This window comes from Chryseobacterium sp. ZHDP1, assembly GCF_018603435.1.
Taxonomy (GTDB): Bacteria; Bacteroidota; Bacteroidia; order Flavobacteriales; family Weeksellaceae; genus Chryseobacterium; species Chryseobacterium indicum.
In genome coordinates, this window is sequence record NZ_CP075682.1 from 4,570,571 (window position 1) to 4,590,869 (window position 20,299).

Consider the following 20,299-nt stretch of genomic DNA (forward strand, 5'->3'; position numbering starts at 1 on the left):
ATAATTGATCAAAATTTTATTGATAACATGAGACTGGCAAATTTTTCAATTTTATTTTGTTCGTTTTTGTCTTTTTCACTCTATGCACAAGTGCGGGTAGTTGATAACAAAGGTACCCTTAAACAGATTGATGAGTCAAAATGGACTTTATCCGGCAGTAATATTTACAATAAAAACTCCGGGAATGTGGGTATTGGTGTAACCAATCCTACTGAAAAGCTTGACGTTAATGGAATCGTAAAATCTGTCGGAGCTGCCTATACCAGTGCAGGTCTTATTAATAAAATTTTATATGCAAATGCTTCTGGTAATGTAAGTCCGCTTTCTTTAGGCTCAGGACTTACATTCTCCGGCGGTATTCTTAATACCGTCAATAACGGAACTGTAACAAGTGTAGGGCTCAGTATGCCTGCTGCATTCAGTGTTTCCAATTCTCCGATCACCAATTCGGGAACGATTACAGTCACCGGTTCGGGAACCATTTCTCAATACATCAGAGGAAATGGCACTTTAGGAAACTTTTTATTATCAGGTTTAAATGATGTTTCTTTGTCTGGTCTTACAGCAGGACAGATTTTGCAGTATAATGGTTCAGTCTGGGCTAATATATCTCCAAATTCTGCTCTTACCAAAGGAAATTTAACGACAACCACTACTGGATTGTCCGTAAGCGGAGGTACTAATGCTGTTTTAGGAAGCGGAGCAGCGGTCGATTACAATTTAGTGACTGGTATCGGAGAGCTTTCCGTAGGAGCTCAGGGAGTTTCAGGAGGAACGGGAATTGCAAATACTTATATTGGTGCGGACGGACAGAAACATTTGCTGCCTTCAGCATACTCTTTGCTAGTTGCAAGTTCCACGACCCTTGGAGGAGTAAAAATTGGTTCAGGAATTAATATTGCGGCAGACGGTACAATATCGGCGGCAAATACGGGAACAGTTACAAGTGTAGGACTTAGTATGCCTTCTGCATTTAGTGTTTCCGGCTCTCCGATTACCAATTCGGGAACGATTACTGTTTCCGGTTCGGGAACAGCTACTCAATACATTAGAGGAAACGGAACTTTAGGAAATTTCGCATTGTCAGGTTTAAGTGATGTATCTCTTTCCGCTATTGCAGCAGGGCAGATTTTACAATATAACGGATCTGGCTGGATCAATACATCACCAAATGCAGCGCTTACAAGAGGTAATATAACGACATCAACAGCGGGATTAACTCTAACAGGCGGTACCAATGCTGTATTGGGGAGCGGAGTAACTTTAGACTACGATTTAGTTACTGGCATCGGTAACCTTGTTTCAGGAACTCAGGGAGTCTTGGGAGGGACAGGAAATACAAATACCTATATTGGTGCAGATGGGCAGAAACACTTGCTACCTTCGGCATATTCTCTGCCTGTTGCAAGTTCCACAATTCTTGGAGGGGTAAAAATTGGCTCAGGAATAAATGTTGCTCCGGACGGAACGATTTCAGCCTCAAATACAGGAACTGTAACCAATATTGCCACAGGAACAGGACTTACGGGAGGACCCATAAACACTACAGGAACCATATCTTTGAGTAATACTGCGGTGACTGCAGGGGCTTACGGAACCGCTTCTACTGCTGTTCCTACATTCACGGTAAATGCACAGGGACAATTAACTGCAGCAGGAACTTATCCAACATCAGGAATTTCTATAGCAGGTGACGTTACCGGAACCTTAGCAGCTTCCACAGTTACAAAAATTCAGGGACGAAATGTTGCCAATACAGCTCCTGTAAACGGACAGACATTGATTTACAACACCACTACCAGCCAATGGGAACCCAGCAATTATACCTTTCCTCAGTTGCTGGTAGATGCTTCGAGAACCACAACATATACTCCTGCTGTTGCCTATGTTGTTATCCCCTACAATACAACAGCGGTAAATGTAGGAACTTCCTATAATACAACCTCAGGAAATTTTACGGCTCCGGCGACAGGAACGTATCAGATTATCGTAAATAACAGTTTTAATGCAAATACAGCTGCCAACCATGCAATTACAACCAGAATTGTTGTAAATGGTACAACAGACACAGAATCATCCTGTTCGGCATCTCCATACGCGGGAAGCGGAGTTAATATTACAAGTTCTCCATCATCAGTGGTGAACCTAACAGCCGGACAAACGGTTAATATACAAATCGGTGGGGAAGTGGGTACTGTTACGGCTTTAACAGGTACCGGACAGCACAGATTGAAAATCATCAGATTAAATTAATTTTATGAATTAGTCTTTGCATTGGCTGTCTATATTTTATGGAGTGAATTCTCAGTTTATTTTCTTTATAATAGCTTTTTAGTTAACTATCAGTCAATTATCAGATAAGCTTGAAAATAATGAACTTTCAGAATAGGATTATCTGCTCACCGTATTTTTACGGTAAATGAACGCTGTATTTTTTTTATCCGATTTTAGGTCTGATATTTGTACTGAGTAGAAAAAATTATCTGCCATTTTTATTTATGAAAAACAGACTTGTGAAAAAATCATTTCTTTACGCATTCTTTATTACTTTAATGATGGTTTCCTGCAAAAAGGAAATTGAAAAAATCAGCGATAAAATCAGTGATACAACATCATCAATAAGTGAACCCGATTCTGAAAAAGATTCTATAATTGTAAAAAAAGATTCTGTAATAGAAAAAGAATCTTTACCACCCGCAATGCAGGAAGATGGTTTTTACAATGCTTTTATTTTCCCAAAAGACAAAAAAATGAAAGATTCTCTCTTCGGAATCTTCAATGAAAAGTATACTGAAAAGGAGCGTTATGCTATTTTAGCTTTAAACAGGCTGGATTCTAAAAATAAATGGAATGCCGATACTTTGGTGGTTCCTGCAAAAATTGATACTACATTAATGGAGTATTCTCCTTTCCCGATGCAGCTTGATGTGTTGAGTCCGGTGAAGAAATTTGTTATCTTTTCATATCCTATTCAGGCTTACGGAGTATATTCAAACGGAACATTGGTAAAATGGGGTCCTACAAGTATGGGGAAGAAAACCGCCAAAACAAAGACAGGTCTTACTTTTGCCAACTGGAAAAAGCAGCTGGCAATTTCAACTGTAAGCAGCGAGTGGAAATTGCCTTACAATTTTAATATTTTTAATCTTGACGGAATTGGATGGCATCAGTACGATCTTCCGGGTTACCCTGCATCGCACTCCTGTTTAAGATTATTAATGAAAGATGCAAAATGGCTTTACGGTTATGCAGATACGTGGGTATTAAATCCGGGTGGTGCAACTACAAAAGCAAAAGGAACTCCGGTAATGGTGTATGGAGATTATGGCTGGGGCAAAAGAAAACCCTGGAGAAAACTTCTAAACGATCCGAATGCAAACAGCGTTTCTGTGGAAGAAATGACTAAGATGATAGAGCCAAACATCGAAAAAATACTCAAAGAGCAGGACAACAGAGAAAAAGTGGTGGATTCTATAAAAGCGGCAAAAGCTGTTGTGGAACAAATGCCGCAAACCACCAAAACAGTTGCTCCTTAATCGATCTTTTCGAATTGCAGCGTAGATTCTTCGGCGAATCTTCTGAGCTTCTGCATTTCATCTTTCCCTTTATGTTGGCCGAAACGTGCTGCTGCATATGTGAGTGCAATGCAGAATAACATAATAAAGGATGCGGTAAGCGCCCATGGAAATTCCTGACTGTTGATTTGTTTTTCAACATAATACATGGAAATAAAAACCATCCAGAGGATCGAAAAAACAAAGTATAAAAACATAAAAAACGTCCAAACTGCGGAACTGGGTCCGAAAACGCCCCGTATCGCAGTTTTTTCGTCTTCAATTTCAATCCTTAAAGACAATCTTGGTTTCCAGTAGGTTTCATAATCTGTTTCCACACAGATGGTTGCAACCTCTTTATTAATGTTGCCGGAAAATTCATCTTTATGTTCTTTAAGATATTTTTTCAGATTTTCTGCATATTCTTCTTTGGTTAAATGAGTGAACATCTTAAATCGCGGTCTGGTTCTTATTTTGTCCAGCGTAGTTTCTTCGGTTTTCATATCATTCTTGTTCTTGGTAAGGTATCGGATCTTCGAGAGTAAAGCTTAAAGTCATTTGTTTATTTTTTCTTTCAATCAGCATATCGATGGTTTTTCCTTCATCGGATTTCATCAGTTCCATAATTTTATTGAGCGTCATATCTTCTGTTTTCTTGCCGTTAATACTAATCAGGCGGTCATCTTTCTGAAGTCCGGCTTTAGCTCCGGGAGAATCTTTACGGACTCCGGCAATGGAAAAAATGGGCTTTAAAACAAAATTATACTGCAGGTTGTTATTAATGATTTCGATTCCGTTGGAAGGACTTTCTTTGCTTTTAGCGGGAAGATTCACCACATCTTTTGTCCATTCCATTCCGTCCTGTTTAAAATCCAGACCGCTCATATTGAAATGAAAAGGATCATCGTAATTGCCGTTCTTTTTTAAATACATTTTCTGATCAGAATAATCGAATGCAACAGTAAAACGTCTCATAATATCTCCGCCAATTGAGCCTTTTCTGTTTTCCACCATATTTACATGCTGAATAGAATATTCATCAGGCATTGCCGTTAATGGCTTTTCAAATTTAAAATCTCCGAGATACAGATTGTGAATTCTGCTCCGTTTGCCATACACATCGCCATTGAAACCTCTTCCCAGATAATCATCGATATTCGGCCGGTTGTATACAAAATCTTTGATAAGGGCAGGAAATAACCACATCGGATCACTGTTTCCCAGATCAATCAGCAATTTTGAAGGTTTTCTTTCTCTGGTCATTTCAACATCAGCCACAATATAAGGCTTGTTTTTTTCGATGCTGATATCCATCTCTCTGAAATTTTTTATCTTTTTCTGAAATAGATTTTTATCGTTGTAAATGGTAATCTTTTTAGATGCATAATCAATCAGGACAGGATGGTCTTTAAAAAAATGATAGCCGATAATTCCATTCACAGGAATTCCTACGTGCGATGAAATATTAAAATCCTGATCGGTAATGATATAAACCGTCATTGAATAATTCACGAAATTTTTTCCGATTTTCGCAATATTATTGTCGGAACGTAATCCGTCGATGCTTGCACTGCCTCCTAAACCGGCAAACTTTATCTTTTCGACATTCTGAAGACTGATTTCTTTATTTTCCAGACTGAAAATTGAAGTTTCTGCCACTCCCGTATCCAGTAAAAAAGTGAGATTAACCCCGTTAATGTTGACGGGAATAAAGATTAAATTGGCAATAAGCTTAAAGGGAATAACTGTTTTTTTGGCATCCTTTATTTCAAAAGAGTTCTGAGCATTCATTAAAATGCTGAACAGCAACAACACAAAAAGATACCTCAGTTTCATTTACTGAATTTACTGAATTTATCCTTATCATCAATAAAAAAACATTCCCAAAATGAGAATGTTTGTATTTTGTTTAATAATTTAAAACGAATGTTTACATTTCGATAATCTATTTGGAGAAAAAATCCATCAGATCCATATAATTTTTCTGATTCACTCCATGACCGCTCATGTATTCCCTGAATGTAAAATAACAGCTTAAATCATATAAAAGATCTGCCGCTTTTCTTCCCCATTCCAAAGGAATTACGGCATCGTCTGTTCCATGAGAAATAAAGAAGCGAAGTCTTTCCAGTTTTTTCTTATCCCTTACAATGTCGGTGAGTAATTTTTCTTCCGGATAGCTGCTTAAACAAGCCACAAGATTGAACATTTCAGGGTATTTTAAAGCCAGAGCATAACATAAAATTCCCCCCTGACTGAAACCGCAAAGGTGAGTCTTTCCTTCGGTAATTCCGTAGCTGTTTATAATTTTAAGAATACTTTCCGTAACGCTGTTTAAAGATTCTGTAGCCTGCGGAACATCAATAAAATTTTCAGGATTATTAAAATCGATATCATACCATGAAAAGCCTTCAAACTGGGTGTTTCTTGGAGCTCTGAAGCTTACGATAATCCAGTCTTTAGGAAGTGTTTCCCTGAAGCTGAAAAGATCCTGCTCGTTGCTTCCATAGCCATGAAGCATGAAAAGAATCGTGGTGTCGGAACTAATATTTTCGGGTTCTCTTACAATATAATCTAAATTCATAAGGCAAAGATAATTATTAATGATGTATTTATCCTTCAACAGCATCAAAATAAGACCATTTCAGAGACACGGACAAACTGTCTTAAAAACTATTGTCCAGTCATTCAATATTCAGGCAAAAACAACGGTGTAAATATTTATTGAATTGATATTATTTGCAAATCATTGTTGGAAATTTTTCATAAAAGTTATTTTTATATTGATAAAAAACCTATATTTGGAACATTAAAAATCTATTTGGAGAAATGAAGCAATTTTACAAATCAAAAAGTTTACTTAGACTTTCTTTTTTATTCGCTGTATTATTTTCGGCAATTTTAGTTGTTAATTCTTGTAAGAAAGATGACGAGGACGGATTTACAGATCATATTATTCAATTTGAAGCTAAAATAAATACAAAAGGTCCAAATCCACCTGCAAATCCACCAGTTACAGGAACTTTCAAAACAGTAGTTACACAAATCGGAACAGGGCAGAGTACTACTTTCAATCCTACAGGAACTACATGGTCCAGCGGAGAGCAGTTTGTAAGCTCAAGCCAGGCTCAGCTAAATTTAGCAGCAAATGCAGTTCTTCCTTATTCAGATTCTGAGCTAATCATCAATATTTATGTAGACGGTGAAGTTGCTAAAACTAAAAAAGTAGTAGGATCGGGTACGCAGAGTGCATCACTTTCTTACAGCTTCTTAGAATTATAAGAAAAAATTATTCAAAATATAAAGACCATCTGAAAAGGTGGTCTTTTTTTATTGATATTACCTAAAAAATCGGGGGCGCAAAATTGAAAATTTTACGCCCCCGATTTACACTATATTATTAACTTTTAAATTACTTTCATAATAAAATAGCTCTTCTTTCCTTTTTGAAGAAGTAAAAACTTTCCGTCAATCAGATCACTTTCATTGGCAGTGTAAACATCATTAATTTTCTGTTTGTTTACGGAAATAGAATTTCCTTTCAGCTCTCTTGTCGCTTCGCTTTTCGATTTTAAAAATCCTGATTTTTCAGATAAAAGATCTACAATATTTACACCTAAAACATCATTCTTCAATACTTCTTTTTGAGGAACTCCGTCAAATACTTCCAGAAAAGTTTCTTCATCAAGACTTACCAGATCTTCAGCGGTTGAACGTCCGAAAAGAATCTCAGATGCTTTCAATGCCTTTTCGTATTCATCTTTTCCGTGAACCCATACCGTAACTTCCTCAGCTAATTTTTTCTGAAGTTTTCTTTCGTGAGGAGCCGTTTTATGATCTTTAATTAAAGCTTCAATTTCTTCCTTCCCTAAAAATGTATAGAATTTAATGAATCTTTCTGCGTCTTCATCCGTTGCATTCAGCCAGAACTGATAGAATTTGTAAGGAGAAGTCTTCTTTTTATCCAGCCAGTAATTTTCTCCGCTTTCAGACTTCCCGAATTTAGAACCGTCGGCTTTTGTAATCAGAGGAACTGTTAATGCAAAAGCTTCACCCTGCGCTTTTCTGCGGATCAGTTCAGTTCCGGTCGTGATATTTCCCCACTGGTCAGAACCTCCCATCTGAAGTTTAACGCTGTTATTTTGATACAGATGTAAAAAATCATACCCCTGAATCAACTGATACGTAAACTCCGTAAAACTCATTCCTTCTGCACCCGATTCTCCCGAAAATCTTTTCTTCACAGAATCTTTCGCCATCATATAGTTTACGGTAATATTTTTTCCTACATTTTTGGCAAAATCAAGGAAAGATATATTTTTCATCCAGTCGTAATTGTTTACCAGTTCCGCTTTATTCGGCTCGCTCCCCGAAAAATCCAAAAATCTGGAAAGCTGATTTTTAAGACAGTCTACATAATGAAGCAAAGTATCTTCATCCAGAAGATTTCTTTCCGCAGACTTTCCCGAAGGATCACCAATCATTCCTGTTGCGCCACCCACCAAAGCAATCGGTTTATGACCGTGCTGCTGAAAATGAGCTAAAATTTTGATCTGAATAAGACTTCCGATATGCAAAGAATCTGCGGTAGGATCAAAACCGATGTAAGCTGTTGTCATTTCCTTATCCAGTTGTTCGTCCGTTCCGGGCATCATGTCGGCAAAAAGCCCGCGCCATTTCAGTTCTTCAATAAAAGAGTTCATTATTTTCTGATTTAAAATTTTAATGTGCAAAGATAATCATTTCAGAGCAATAAGGCGAAGACAGAAACTTTCAATTCAGGATGAAAAAGAAGCTGTTTTTTTAGGAGCTGTTTCCTGCTCTCCGCACTCGCTATTTTGTTTGATATAGGTTTCGGCGGCAAAGCCGCCGAAACCTATATCAAACAAAATGAGCTCAGACAAATGCTGCGATCAGGGCTAAACTTCGGTCGGTAATACCATTTTTACCAAAAAATCATTTGATTTCCTGCATTGTATTTTCAGCGAAAATCAGTTATATTTGTTACTAATGAACGACGAACAATTATTTCCTCTCATTCAGAAAGCGAAGGAAAAAGACCAGAAAGCGCAGACAAAGCTCATCAACATTTTTTGGGTTGATGTTTTTTCTTTTGTAATGAAAAAAGTTCACGACGAAAATGATGCCGATGAAATCACCGTAAATGTTTTTTCAAAAGTCCTTTCAAAGCTGGAAATGTACGATCCTCATTTTCAGTTTAAAACATGGGTTCTCACGATCGCGCAGAATACCATCATCGATTTTTGGCGGAAAAAATCTAGAGAAAATCAGGATCCTACAGAAAATTTGGATGAAGTAAAAAACCAATATGCCAAATCTCCTGAAGAATTAATGATTTCCGAAGAAGAACAAAAGAAAATCATTAAAACAATAGAATCTTTAGATGTCAATTATCAGGAAATCATTCGTTTAAGATTTTTTGAAGAAAAAAGCATCAAAGAAATTGCCGAAGAACTGGGCATTTCTGTCGCCAATACAAAAGTTAGGGTGATGCGTGCAAAAAAAGTTCTGGCAGAATTACTGAAAAATAATGAGTTTGAGGATCAGTAATCACAAAATCTCCATCTTCAGGCATAAAACATAATGCACTGAGGTTTATCATATTCTGAATAAATTTTTAATAATTGCTAAAAATCATATATGATTAAACGTTTACATTTTCTAAATTCGTATGAAAATTAAGAAATATGACTTTTGGAATTGAGGCAGCAAGCTATTATGTGCCTTCATTATATTTGGAAATTAAAGATTTAGCAGAAAAAAGAGGAATCGAACCTGCAAAACTCGAAAAAGGATTGGGATTGCATAAAATGGGCTTTCCCGATGTTCATGAAGATGCCGCAACATTTGCAGCAGAAGCATTACTTAAACTCATAAAGGATTATAACATCAATCCGAAAGAAATATCAAGAATTTACTTAGGAACAGAAAGCGCTTTGGATGCCGCTAAACCAACTGCTTCTTATGCTATGCAGATGGTAGAAAAAGTTCTCGAAAAAGAATTTGGAGAACGGGTTTTCAGGAACTGTGATGTGGTAGACATGACTTTTGCGTGCATCGGAGCAGTAGATGCGCTTCATAATTCTTTAGATTTTGTAAGAGCAAACCCTGATAAAAAAGCGGTAGTTATTGCAAGTGATTACGCAAAATACGAACTGGCTTCTTCCGGAGAATATACACAGGGTGGAGGAGCAGTTGCGGTTTTAATTTCTTCAAAACCTGATCTCATTGAAATTGAAAACAACTGGGGAGTTGCCACAGAATCGGTCTTTGACTTTTTCAAGCCGCGTCGTCATTTCAAAAAAGAAGACTTAACGAATGCTCCCGAAAGTTTTCCTGAAAAAATAGAAGTTTTTACGGATGAACCTGTCTTTGACGGACAATATTCCAACCAGTGTTATCAGGAAAGAATTAGAGAAGCCTACGATCATTATAAAGAAATTACAGGACTTAATAAGCCTTACGAAAACTGGAAACATCTAATCTTCCATCTTCCATATGCGTTCCACGGAAAGAGAGTTTTCACAGAAATTTACAGCTTAGAAAACGCTTTGTCTTACGAAACACCTGAAGAACAAAAAGCAGTGGCAAAATCAGAAGAATACCTTCAGTTTATTAATGATAAAATTGAAAAATCGCAAAGAGCCTCTTCGGAAATCGGAAATATGTATACCGCTTCTATTTTTATGGCTCTACTTTCTGCTTTACAGACATCTTTTAACGAGAATGAAGAATTGGCAGGACAGCAAATCGGATTTTTAGGATACGGAAGCGGATCAAAATCCAAAGTTTTTGCCGGAAAAGTTTCAGAAAACTGGAAAAAGGTGACCGAAAAATGGAATTTATTTGAAAGCTTAAAAAACAGAACAGCAATTGATTTTGAGACTTACGAAAAACTCCACAGAAAACAACTGCAAAATTCAGTTAACGAAAACTATAAAGGCTTTGGTTTAACATCAGTAGAACTGGAAAATCCTCTTTTGAAAGGGGCAAGATATTATGATTATCAGGGATAATTAGAAATTACGAATAATATTAAAACATCTCAATTCGAGGTGTTTTTTTTATTCCGGAAACAACACTGTATCCTGATAACTTTTCGGTGTTACTCCCACTAATTGCTTAAATACTCTCGTAAAATAATTCGCATCCGAAAACCCTGTCTGATAGGCTGTTTCCTTAATGCTGTTCTGGCTCGCCAACAGTTCTTTCGCGCGATTGATTCTTTCCTGCAGAATAAATTCATTCGGAGAAGTTCCCAGTTCATCTTTGAACATTTTAAAGAAATTAGATTTACTTACATATGCCATTTTTGCAATGCTGTCTATCGATAATTTCTGATGAAGGTTTTTCTTAATATAATCTACGGCAAAACCAATTCTGGATCTATTTTTTACGATATTTTTCTCCACCATGCTTCTTGCCTGTGTCTGCATAAGACGGATCAGAAGTTCCTTCAAAGCAAAATCTGCCATAATATCTTTTTGTGAATTATCGTCCATGGCAATTCTCATTATATTATTGGTTGCCGAAGCAAGAGATTGATTATTAAACAGAAAATATTCATCCAGTTCAATATTCCAGCGCGAAGTTTCGTCTACTTTCGGAAGATGATAATTGAGGTGATTGAGAGAACTCTCTATGAATTCAGGATTTAGGCTTAGAGAGATACACTGCGAAGGCGTTTCATCCGCTTCAGGAAAATCGATTACCATCGTTTCTCCCGGCGAAACCAAAACACTTTCTCCCGGATAATAATCGAAATAGCCCGTTTTATGATCTATTTTCATATGCTTTTTGCCTCGAAGCATTGCCGTGAATGCAATCGTTTCAAAATGCAGTTTTACATCGAAAGCAGCCTTATGCGTTTCGTAGATGCTGAATTCACAATTGTTTAGATTGAATTTTGTCTGATTTTCAACCAAGTGCATAAGCTGGTTTTCCCTTTTCAATTCAGGAGTTTCTAATAAAATCTTGTTATTGTTCATTTCTAAACATTTTTAATAGCCTGTTTACTCAAATATAGAAAATAATCGGCTTACAATACTGTTAATGAAATAATAAAATTCTCAGTCTGCACGATTTTGAAGTTTTTTTGTACGATTGTGCTATCCGAATCTCTAAGGGAAGTGTAATTTGGCAATAGATAAAAATTAAAATTGTACGAATATGAGCACTACAACACAACAGCAATCAGGCACACTATTGCAATGGCCTGAATTCAAAAAAAGATATGATAACTACATCAACGGACAATTTACAGCTCCGGTCAACGGACAGTACTTCGATGTAGTTTCTCCCATTGACGGTAAAAATTTCACACAGGCAGCGCATTCATCCAAAGAAGACCTTGAATTGGCGGTAAATGCGGCCGAAAAAGCATTCCAAACATGGAAAAACACTTCTTCCACAGAAAGGAGTATCATTTTAAACAAAATTGCCGACAGGATCGAGCAGAATTTAGAATACATCGCAACCGTTGAAACCATCGATAACGGGAAAGCGGTAAGAGAAACTTTAGCCGCAGATATTCCTTTGGCAATTGATCATTTCAGATATTTTGCGTCCGTTATCAGAGCGGAAGAAGGTTCTCACAACGAACTGGATAAAGATACCGTTTCATTAATCGTTCACGAACCGCTTGGAGTGATCGCACAGATCATTCCATGGAATTTCCCGATCTTAATGGCAGTCTGGAAATTAGCTCCGGCTTTGGCAGCAGGAAACTGTGTCGTTTTAAAACCCGCAGAAAGTACTCCGATTTCCATCATGGTTCTTATGGAACTCATCGGCGATCTGCTTCCGGCAGGAGTGGTGAACATTGTGAACGGTTTCGGAGCAGAACTGGGAAGAGCTTTGGTAACCAATCCGAAAGTAGCAAAAGCAGCATTTACAGGTTCTACAGCAACGGGTAGACTTGTTATGCAGTACGCAACAGAAAATATCATCCCGGTAACGTTAGAATTAGGAGGAAAGTCTCCAAACGTTTTCTTCAATTCGGTAATGGATGCAGACGACGAGTTTTTAGATAAAGCCATCGAAGGCGCAGTTCTTTTTGCTTTGAATCAGGGTGAGATCTGTACCTGTCCGTCAAGATTACTGGTTCAGGAAGACATCGCAGACGCCTTCATTGCCAAAGTGATCGAAAGAGTAAAAGCCATCAAAGTCGGAAATCCTTTAGATAAAACCGTAATGATGGGAGCACAGGCTTCACAGATCCAGAAAGACAAAATCCTTTCCTACATCAAATTAGGAAAAGAAGAAGGCGCAGAAGTGCTTGTCGGTGGAGATGTAAATCATGTTGGCGAAGGTCTGGAAGACGGATATTATATTCAGCCGACCATCTTCAAAGGAAACAACAGAATGAGAATCTTCCAGGAAGAAATTTTCGGACCTGTTCTGGCATTCACCACCTTCAAAGACGAAGAAGAAGCATTAAAAATTGCAAACGACACCATTTACGGTCTTGGAGCAGGAGTATGGACAAGAGATGCCCATCAGCTTTATAACATTCCGCGTCATATTGAAGCAGGAAGAGTTTGGGTAAACCAGTATCATGCATATCCTGCAGGAGCACCTTTCGGAGGATACAAACAATCGGGAATCGGTCGCGAAAACCACAAAATGATGCTGGATCATTACCGTCAGACCAAAAATATGCTGATTTCCTACAACAAAAACAAACTAGGTTTCTTTTAATCTTAAATATTAGGGCGTGCCCGTTTTCCCCGTCTCGGCAACGGGGAAAAACGGTCGGGCTATTCAGGGCTCCACTTCGTTTCGGTGCTCCGTTTCACTCCGCACCGGCTCGTTCCTCGCCGCCCTTCCTATCCCTCACGCGAACAACCATTCGTCCTTATCTGAAATTTTCGGGTGAGCAGGAACTTTTGTGTCATTTAGAGCCGTATCAAAACTTTAAAGAAAAAGACTAAACTTAAAAACCAACTCAAAAAAATAAATAATGATTCCAAAAACAATGAAAGCAGCAGTTGTTCAAGGCTATGGACAACCCCTGAAAATAGAAGAAGTTCCCGTAAGAGAACCCGGAAGATATGAAGTACTCGTAAAAGTAATTGCCTGTGGCGTTTGTCATACAGATTTACACGCGGTGGACGGCGACTGGCCTGCAAAACCAAAAATGCCTTTAATTCCGGGACATGAAGGAGTGGGGATTGTTGTTGCATGTGGTCCTGAAGCTTTTGTAAAAGAAGGAGATGCAGTGGGAGTTCCGTGGCTCTATTCCGCCTGCGGATGCTGCGATTACTGTATCACAGGCTGGGAAACACTTTGTGAAGCCCAGAAAAACGGAGGATACAGCGTTGATGGAGGGTTTGCCGAATATGTCATTGCAGATTCACGATATGTAGGACACCTGAAACCGGATGTTAACTTTTTAGAAATTGCGCCGATTCTTTGTGCGGGAGTCACCGTATATAAAGGTTTAAAGGAAACGGAAACAAAACCGGGAGAATGGGTTGCCATTTCAGGAATCGGTGGATTGGGACACGTTGCCGTTCAGTATGCAAAAGCAATGGGAATGCATGTTGCTGCCATTGATGTCGCTGATGATAAACTGGATCTGGCTAAAAAATTAGGCGCAGATCTGGTCGTGAATGCCAAAACAACAGATCCCGGAGAATACCTCCATAAAGAGGTTGGCGGAATGCATGGTGCATTAATTACAGCAGTATCTCCGATTGCCTTTAAACAGGGAATTGATGTCCTCAGAAGAAAAGGAACAATCGCGTTAAATGGTCTTCCGCCGGGATCATTTGAACTTCCGATTTTTGAAACCGTATTAAAAAGAATCACGGTGCGAGGCTCCATCGTAGGAACTCGAAAAGATCTTCAGGAAGCACTGGATTTTGCAAATGAAGGACTGGTGAAAGCAACGGTAACCCCGGCAAAATTAGAAGATATTAACGATGTTTTCGATAAAATGAAGAAAGGGCAGATCGATGGCAGAATTGTTCTCGATATTGCAGGAAGTTCGAATTAAATAAATTTAGAGTTTCGGCGAAATGACATTTCGCCGAAACTTTTTAACTTTATGTAAGAAAAATAATGACGAGGGAAACGGAGGCGTTAAGAACATGATTTTTGCGAATGGATCAAAGAAGAGATAATGACATTCTGAAATACCGAAAATGTTGTCATTCTGACGAAGGAAGAATCTAAACCTTATTTATAAAGATTTTTTACTTCACTTCTGAACTGTGTTCGTAGACCTTTAATTCACTAAAAATAAAGAAAAATGCAAACAAGAATAGCAAGACTCTCAGCAACCGAAAAAGCTCTGGAAGTCATTTGGGAACTGGAAAAAAAATACGGTGATCTGATGTTTTATCAGGCAGGAGGATGCTGTGAAGGAACGCAGCCGCAGTGTTTTGAAAAAGGAGGATTTTACCCGAGAATGAACGATGCGATGATCGGTACGATTAACAATCATGAATTCTGGATCGACCGTGATCTCTTCGAATACTGGAAATACTCACATTTTACACTCGATGTTGTCGATGGTTTCGGACCGGGCGGATTCTCTTTAGAAACACCTCTGGGAAAAACATTCAAAGTCATTTACAGACTTTTCACGCCAGAAGAACTGGAGAATTTAGAACCGGTGAAACGGAGTGAATAATTATCGTGTATTTTTTAACATATTATTTTTCTGAACTATAAAATTTAATTCTCTTTCAAAATCGTATTTTCCCCTAGTAATATTTCTTTTTAGAGTAAAATAATAATTTATAACTCCAATTATTGGTATAATTACTATAAAAGACATATCAGAACTGCCTTGGAAAGGAATATTGAAAAATATAATTAAAAAAATTATCGGAAAAATTAAGGATATACCGGAATATTTTATGGGAGTGAATTCCATTCTAATGAATGTTTTTCCGTTTTCATCATTTATCGTACCTCTTATATAAGGATTTGGAGAACTCATATCAAAAAGATGTCTTCTTCTCATAATCAAAAATTCGTTTTTATTCAAATATCCTTTATATTCATATCTTTTTGGAATTAAATATTCTGAATTTTCAAAAAAACTAAAATTACTATGATAAATAAGCTTTTTTAATATATACATGAATTCAGCTTTATCCATTGTAGTTTCAAAGATTAATTCATCATATAGCCCGATACTTTTGTAAAAAGAATTCATACAGAAATCAATACATAAAATTATTTAGAAAACATTTGTGCAATTCGTGAAAAAACATTCGTGCAATTTGTGTTCAGATAAAAAAATCAAACCTTCACAAACCTGCTCACAAACATAGAAGCTACCAATTGTCCGACCGCATTTAAAACCGTTGCCAAAGGATCAACCAGCGTTCCGATAATCATTACTGCCGGAATTGCTTCTTGCGGTAATTTGTATACCGAAATCATCAGCATTTCTCCGATATATCCTCCGTTCGGAATTCCTCCTGCAACAATGCTTACAAACACGGTAATTCCTAAAGCTAGAAGAAGATTCATAGGATCAAAAAAGTCTCTTCCGATGATTAAGAATGCCACATAAATCTTAATGATCGACGACATGGAAGAACCGTTTTTATGCAAAGTTGTTCCAATCGGGATTACAATATTTGAAATCTGGCTCGGAATTCCGATTTTTGAAGCTGCCTGTAAATTAGCGGGCATCGTGGCGAAGCTGCTGCAGGTACTTAAAGCGGTTAAAGTGGGGAAAACAGCATTCGTCCAGAAACTTTTAACCCCGTTCTGTCCTTTTGCCATAAATGCATAGAGTGAAAAGAAGACCAGAAAATAGACTACTCCTGCAATATAATACAATCCTAAAGGTTTTGCATAAAATCCGAAAAGCTGAGGTCCCAAAGTGGCAACCTGATACGCAAAATAAGCGCCCAAACCAATCGGGGCGACTTTCATAATCAACAAAAGCAGTTCTTTCATCACTTCATAACCCGAAGCGATAAATGAGCGGAAAGCCTGTCCTTTTTCTCCCGCTTTTCTGGCGGAAAATCCTGTCATGAAAGCAAAAATTAAAAGAGCCAGCATATTTTGTCTTGAAAAAAGCTGTGTAAATTCTCCTACCGTAAAAAATCCTACAATTCTGTTTCCCCAACTGTCATTACTCGTTGCTTCCTCCACGATTTCCGAGCTTCCCGAAACTCCGGAAACGGGAAAAAGATAAACGGCACAAATTGTGAAAATTGCAGCAGTTAAAATAAAGAACAGAAAGGTAAAAGCCATGGTTACCATTATCTTTCCGAACTTAGACTGTTGCTCCAGTGAAGCAATAGAATTGGAAACGGCAAAGAAAACCAGCGGAACTACACTTACAAACAGCAGATTCAGGAAGATATCTCCCAAAGGTTTTATATAATCCACAATATCGGGAGCCGCAATTCCGATGATGCTTCCGACAGAGATTCCCAACAGTAAAAGTAAAATTCCGGAGTAGTTTTTCAACACTTCTTTCATGCGTTGCTTTTTAACCAAAGATAGCTTAATTTTTAACATTCCATTATATAAAATTCAGTCATAAAATCCTTAAATTTGAGTAAACATCGTTTCTATGGCTTATATAGATTACTATAAAATTTTAGGCGTAGACAAGAACGCAACGCAGGAAGATATCAAAAAGGCATATCGTAAACTCGCAAGAAAATTACATCCCGATCTTAATCCTGATGATAAGGAAGCCGAAAGACAATTCAAAGAGCTTAATGAAGCCAATGAAGTTCTGAGCAATCCCGAAAACCGTGCAAAGTACGATAAATACGGAGAACACTGGAAGCATGGCGAAGAATATGAAAAAGCTCGGCAACAGCAGCAAAGACAATATCAAAATCAGGGAGGAAACTTCGGAGGCGGATTTTCGGAAGCGGATTTTGGTGATGGGGAAGATTTTTCAGATTTTTTCCAGAGTATGTTTGGCGGAGCAGGAGGAGGTTTCGGAAGGAATTCAAGGGGAAGTGCGTCGGGAAAATTTAAAGGACAGGATATTCAGGCAGAATTAACTTTAACCTTGAAAGATGCCGCAACAACACATCCTCAGACTTTTGATATCAATGGCAAAAAAGTAAGAATTACCATTCCGGCGGGAACTTATGACGGTCAGCAGATTAAATTAAAAGGTCATGGAAATCCCGGTTTCAATGGCGGTCCGAATGGAGATTTATACATTACTTTCAATATCACTCCTGATCCGAATTTTGAAAGAACCGGTGATGATCTGAAATCTAAAGTTTCAATTGATCTGTACACTGCCGTTTTAGGCGGTGACGTAAAAGTAAACACGCTGAACGGAAGCGTAAATCTGAAAGTAAAACCTGAAACACAGAACGGAACAACGGTGAGACTAAAAGGAAAAGGTTTTCCGGTGTACAAGAAAGAGGGCGAATTTGGTGATCTTTTCGTGACGTATGAAGTTAAATTACCGACAAACCTGACTGAAAAGCAGAAAGAACTTTTTGAACAACTTAAAAATTCCTAAGCCATGAGTGAAAGAATATCGCGGGAAGAACTCGTAAAAATATACAATGTAGAAATTACTTTTTTTGATGAACTGGTGAATTCCGGATTGCTCAATATTCATACAGAAAACGAAATCCGTTATGTGATGTATGAAGATTTGTCCACGTTTGAGCGGTTTACCAACTGGCATTATGATCTGGAAATCAATCTTCCGGGTTTGGAAGTGATCCATGAAATGCTGAAAAAAATGGAAGATCTCAGACAGAGGAACCGTGAACTGATGAATAAACTTTCGGCAGTTGCAGATAAATATGAGGATGGGTAATTTAGTTGATAGCTGAAGCATCATGATTGATGATTGGAGTTGTGAAAAAACAAGAGATCAATGAAGAGATCATCATTTAATTAAATTTTTCATTTAGCTTTGCATCAGAAATTACTGTTTATGACTGAAGAAAAAGTTATTGTTTTAAAACCTAAAAGGAAAGACTTCGAAGAAATATATTTCAGCGGAAATCAGGGAAATTTGTTTTTTTCATCAACAACCCGAGGAAAAACGATTACAACGATTGTAATTGCCGTTATTTTACTGATTGTTTTTGTTTTCAGAAATGATTTTACCAAAGAAAAAGCGGGAATTTTATACTTCGTAAGTTTTTTGTTTTTGCTGTGTGCGGTTTTTCTTTCGGTAAGCATCAACAAAGTTTCGAGATGGAAAAAGCAGGTGAATAATTACCTGAATAAGCTTGAAAACTGTGAAATCTACGAAATCCGGTTTGATGAAAATTTTTTTACCGTAAATATCGATGGCGAAAAAGAAACCAGCGAATGGAAAGATTTCACTTATTTTGACAGCAATAATGAATTTATTACCGTTGAAGGAAAATACAGCTATATGTTTCCCAAAAAATCGATGAGTGAAAAAGAATACAGCTTTCTGAAGCAGGTTTTAAAGAAAAATATTTCAGAATAAAACAACAAAAAACTCAGAGTGCTTTGCTCTGAGTTTTATTTTATCATAAAAAAGCTGATTAATCCAGCCAGCCCATTTCCTTCATCCAGTCGTCGTTGTAAATTTTTCCGACGTATCTAGAACCATGATCGTGAAGAAGAACCACAATCACATCATCTTTCGTAAACTGATCTTTCATCTGTACCAAAGCAGAAATCGCGCTTCCCGCAGAATATCCGCAGAAAATACCTTCTTCTTTAGCCAGTTTTCTTGCATACACCGCTCCGTCCTTATCCGTTACTTTTTCAAAATGATCGATTACCGACATATCGTAGTTTTCAGGAAGAATATCTTCGCCAATTCCCTCCGTAATGTACGTGTAAGCATTTCCTAAGTTGATTTCCCCCGTTTCGTGGATCTCTTTTAAGATCGAACCATATGTATCTACTCCGATTACTTTTATGTCAGAATTTTTCTCCTTAAAAAATGTTCCGCAGCCTGTAATCGTACCTCCTGTTCCTGCTCCTACAACAAAATGCGTTAGTTTTCCTTCCGTCTGTTCCCAGATTTCAGGCGCGGTAGACTCGTAATGAGCAGCTCTGTTGGATAAATTGTCGTATTGGTTTACATACCATCCGTTTTCCGTTTCTTTAGCCAGCCTTTTGGAAACAGAATAGTAAGAACGCGGATCGGTAGGTTTTACATCCGTCGGACAAACAATAACTTCTGCTCCTACAGCACGAAGAATATCACATTTTTCTTTAGATTGTTTAGAGTTGGTTACAAAAATACATTTGTACCCTTTGATGATCGCGGCAAGAGCCAGTCCCATTCCTGTATTTCCGGATGTTCCCTCGATAATCGTTCCTCCGGGTTTTAATCTTCCATCTTTTTCAGCATCTTCAATCATTTTCAGAGCCATTCTGTCCTTCACAGAGTTCCCCGGATTGAAAGTTTCCACCTTTGCCAAAACCAGTGCCGGAAAATCTTCACCCAAAACTTTATTAAGTTTTACAAGAGGCGTATTTCCGATGGTTTCGAGGATGTTGTTTGCGTATTTCATAAATGTCTTTTAAAGCGTTGCAAAGATACGGCTTTCAGATAATTAATAATTAAAAATGAATAATTAATACTGTTTTCCCAATTTCAACCCCAAAACACACACTCTCTTACCCGCAAACTCTCTCATTTTCAAGCTTTCCTATACTCCAACTCAATAAGGAGCTGTTTCCCGCTATCCACTGTATCTTTTTTGTTACGGCTTCCTGAACTACGTCCGTAAACCTCCAGTTTATGCTCCAGCCGCAACAAAAAAGGATGT

Annotated in this window: 19 protein-coding genes; 11 read left to right on the forward strand and 8 right to left on the reverse strand. The window is 37.7% G+C overall.

Going from position 1 to position 20,299, the window contains the following annotated elements:
* Window positions 1–66: 66 nt before the first annotated feature.
* Window positions 67–2,253, forward strand: a complete 2,187-nt coding sequence (locus KKI44_RS21140) for a beta strand repeat-containing protein (protein ID WP_214589008.1) — start codon at window positions 67–69, stop codon at window positions 2,251–2,253.
* Window positions 2,254–2,513: 260 nt separating this feature from the next.
* Window positions 2,514–3,536 carry a L,D-transpeptidase gene (locus tag KKI44_RS21145; RefSeq protein ID WP_235131417.1) on the forward strand — a complete coding sequence of 341 codons (1,023 nt, stop codon included), beginning with the start codon at window positions 2,514–2,516 and terminating at the stop codon, window positions 3,534–3,536.
* Here the strand turns inward: KKI44_RS21145 and KKI44_RS21150 are convergent.
* The 3 genes from KKI44_RS21150 to KKI44_RS21160 all read right to left on the reverse strand — a co-directional run bounded on the left by KKI44_RS21150 (window position 3,533) and on the right by KKI44_RS21160 (window position 6,138).
* Window positions 3,533–4,057 carry a hypothetical protein gene (locus KKI44_RS21150; RefSeq protein WP_214589010.1) on the reverse strand — a complete coding sequence of 175 codons (525 nt, stop codon included), beginning with the start codon at window positions 4,055–4,057 and terminating at the stop codon, window positions 3,533–3,535. The genes KKI44_RS21145 and KKI44_RS21150 overlap by 4 nt on opposite strands.
* Window position 4,058: 1 nt before the next feature.
* Window positions 4,059–5,390, reverse strand: coding sequence for a PDZ domain-containing protein (locus KKI44_RS21155; protein ID WP_214589011.1), 1,332 nt, complete (start codon window positions 5,388–5,390; stop codon window positions 4,059–4,061).
* Between the two features lie 109 nt (window positions 5,391–5,499).
* Window positions 5,500–6,138, reverse strand: a complete 639-nt coding sequence (locus KKI44_RS21160) for an alpha/beta hydrolase (protein WP_214589012.1) — start codon at window positions 6,136–6,138, stop codon at window positions 5,500–5,502.
* 245 nt (window positions 6,139–6,383) lie between these two features.
* Between KKI44_RS21160 and KKI44_RS21165 the strand changes: the two genes are divergently transcribed.
* A complete protein-coding gene (locus KKI44_RS21165) occupies window positions 6,384–6,836 on the forward strand; it encodes a hypothetical protein (RefSeq protein WP_214589013.1) in 453 nt (150 codons plus the stop codon).
* Between the two features lie 125 nt (window positions 6,837–6,961).
* On the opposite strand, the gene tyrS is transcribed toward KKI44_RS21165, so the two are convergent.
* The gene (tyrS, locus tag KKI44_RS21170; protein WP_214589014.1) at window positions 6,962–8,257 is read right to left on the reverse strand and encodes a tyrosine--tRNA ligase; all 1,296 of its coding nucleotides are present in this window, start codon (window positions 8,255–8,257) and stop codon (window positions 6,962–6,964) included.
* Window positions 8,258–8,564: 307 nt separating this feature from the next.
* Here tyrS and KKI44_RS21175 point away from each other — a divergent pair, with 307 nt between their 5' ends.
* Window positions 8,565–9,125 carry an RNA polymerase sigma factor gene (locus KKI44_RS21175; RefSeq protein WP_214589015.1) on the forward strand — a complete coding sequence of 187 codons (561 nt, stop codon included), beginning with the start codon at window positions 8,565–8,567 and terminating at the stop codon, window positions 9,123–9,125.
* Window positions 9,126–9,262: 137 nt separating this feature from the next.
* Window positions 9,263–10,591: a hydroxymethylglutaryl-CoA synthase family protein gene (locus KKI44_RS21180; RefSeq protein ID WP_214589016.1), complete on the forward strand. Its 1,329-nt coding sequence runs from the start codon at window positions 9,263–9,265 to the stop codon at window positions 10,589–10,591.
* 48 nt (window positions 10,592–10,639) lie between these two features.
* Here KKI44_RS21180 and KKI44_RS21185 read toward each other — a convergent pair whose 3' ends face one another.
* Window positions 10,640–11,563: an AraC family transcriptional regulator gene (locus KKI44_RS21185; RefSeq protein WP_214589017.1), complete on the reverse strand. Its 924-nt coding sequence runs from the start codon at window positions 11,561–11,563 to the stop codon at window positions 10,640–10,642.
* Window positions 11,564–11,744: 181 nt separating this feature from the next.
* On the opposite strand from KKI44_RS21185, the gene KKI44_RS21190 reads away from it, so the two are divergent.
* From KKI44_RS21190 to KKI44_RS21200, 3 genes are all read left to right on the forward strand, one after another.
* On the forward strand, window positions 11,745–13,274 hold the full coding sequence (locus KKI44_RS21190; protein WP_214589018.1) for an aldehyde dehydrogenase family protein: 1,530 nt from the start codon (window positions 11,745–11,747) through the stop codon (window positions 13,272–13,274).
* A 262-nt stretch (window positions 13,275–13,536) separates the two neighbouring features.
* Window positions 13,537–14,574 carry an alcohol dehydrogenase AdhP gene (adhP, locus tag KKI44_RS21195; protein ID WP_214589019.1) on the forward strand — a complete coding sequence of 346 codons (1,038 nt, stop codon included), beginning with the start codon at window positions 13,537–13,539 and terminating at the stop codon, window positions 14,572–14,574.
* A gap of 255 nt (window positions 14,575–14,829) precedes the next feature.
* Window positions 14,830–15,213, forward strand: a complete 384-nt coding sequence (locus KKI44_RS21200) for a DUF779 domain-containing protein (RefSeq protein WP_185206438.1) — start codon at window positions 14,830–14,832, stop codon at window positions 15,211–15,213.
* Here the strand turns inward: KKI44_RS21200 and KKI44_RS21205 are convergent, their stop codons facing one another.
* Complete coding sequence (locus KKI44_RS21205; RefSeq protein ID WP_214589020.1) at window positions 15,214–15,744, reverse strand: hypothetical protein; 531 nt, start codon at window positions 15,742–15,744, stop codon at window positions 15,214–15,216. It abuts the gene before it with no gap.
* Between the two features lie 86 nt (window positions 15,745–15,830).
* Window positions 15,831–17,030, reverse strand: coding sequence for a dicarboxylate/amino acid:cation symporter (locus KKI44_RS21210; protein ID WP_214589021.1), 1,200 nt, complete (start codon window positions 17,028–17,030; stop codon window positions 15,831–15,833).
* 94 nt (window positions 17,031–17,124) lie between these two features.
* Between KKI44_RS21210 and KKI44_RS21215 the strand changes: the two genes are divergently transcribed.
* The 3 genes from KKI44_RS21215 to KKI44_RS21225 all read left to right on the forward strand — a co-directional run bounded on the left by KKI44_RS21215 (window position 17,125) and on the right by KKI44_RS21225 (window position 18,999).
* The gene (locus KKI44_RS21215) at window positions 17,125–18,045 is read left to right on the forward strand and encodes a DnaJ C-terminal domain-containing protein (protein ID WP_214589022.1); all 921 of its coding nucleotides are present in this window, start codon (window positions 17,125–17,127) and stop codon (window positions 18,043–18,045) included.
* Between the two features lie 3 nt (window positions 18,046–18,048).
* Window positions 18,049–18,351, forward strand: a complete 303-nt coding sequence (locus KKI44_RS21220; protein ID WP_214589023.1) for a chaperone modulator CbpM — start codon at window positions 18,049–18,051, stop codon at window positions 18,349–18,351.
* A gap of 120 nt (window positions 18,352–18,471) precedes the next feature.
* Window positions 18,472–18,999, forward strand: a complete 528-nt coding sequence (locus KKI44_RS21225; RefSeq protein ID WP_214589024.1) for a YcxB family protein — start codon at window positions 18,472–18,474, stop codon at window positions 18,997–18,999.
* A gap of 58 nt (window positions 19,000–19,057) precedes the next feature.
* Here KKI44_RS21225 and KKI44_RS21230 read toward each other — a convergent pair whose 3' ends face one another.
* The gene (locus KKI44_RS21230; RefSeq protein ID WP_076392256.1) at window positions 19,058–20,041 is read right to left on the reverse strand and encodes a PLP-dependent cysteine synthase family protein; all 984 of its coding nucleotides are present in this window, start codon (window positions 20,039–20,041) and stop codon (window positions 19,058–19,060) included.
* Window positions 20,042–20,299: the final 258 nt, after the last annotated feature.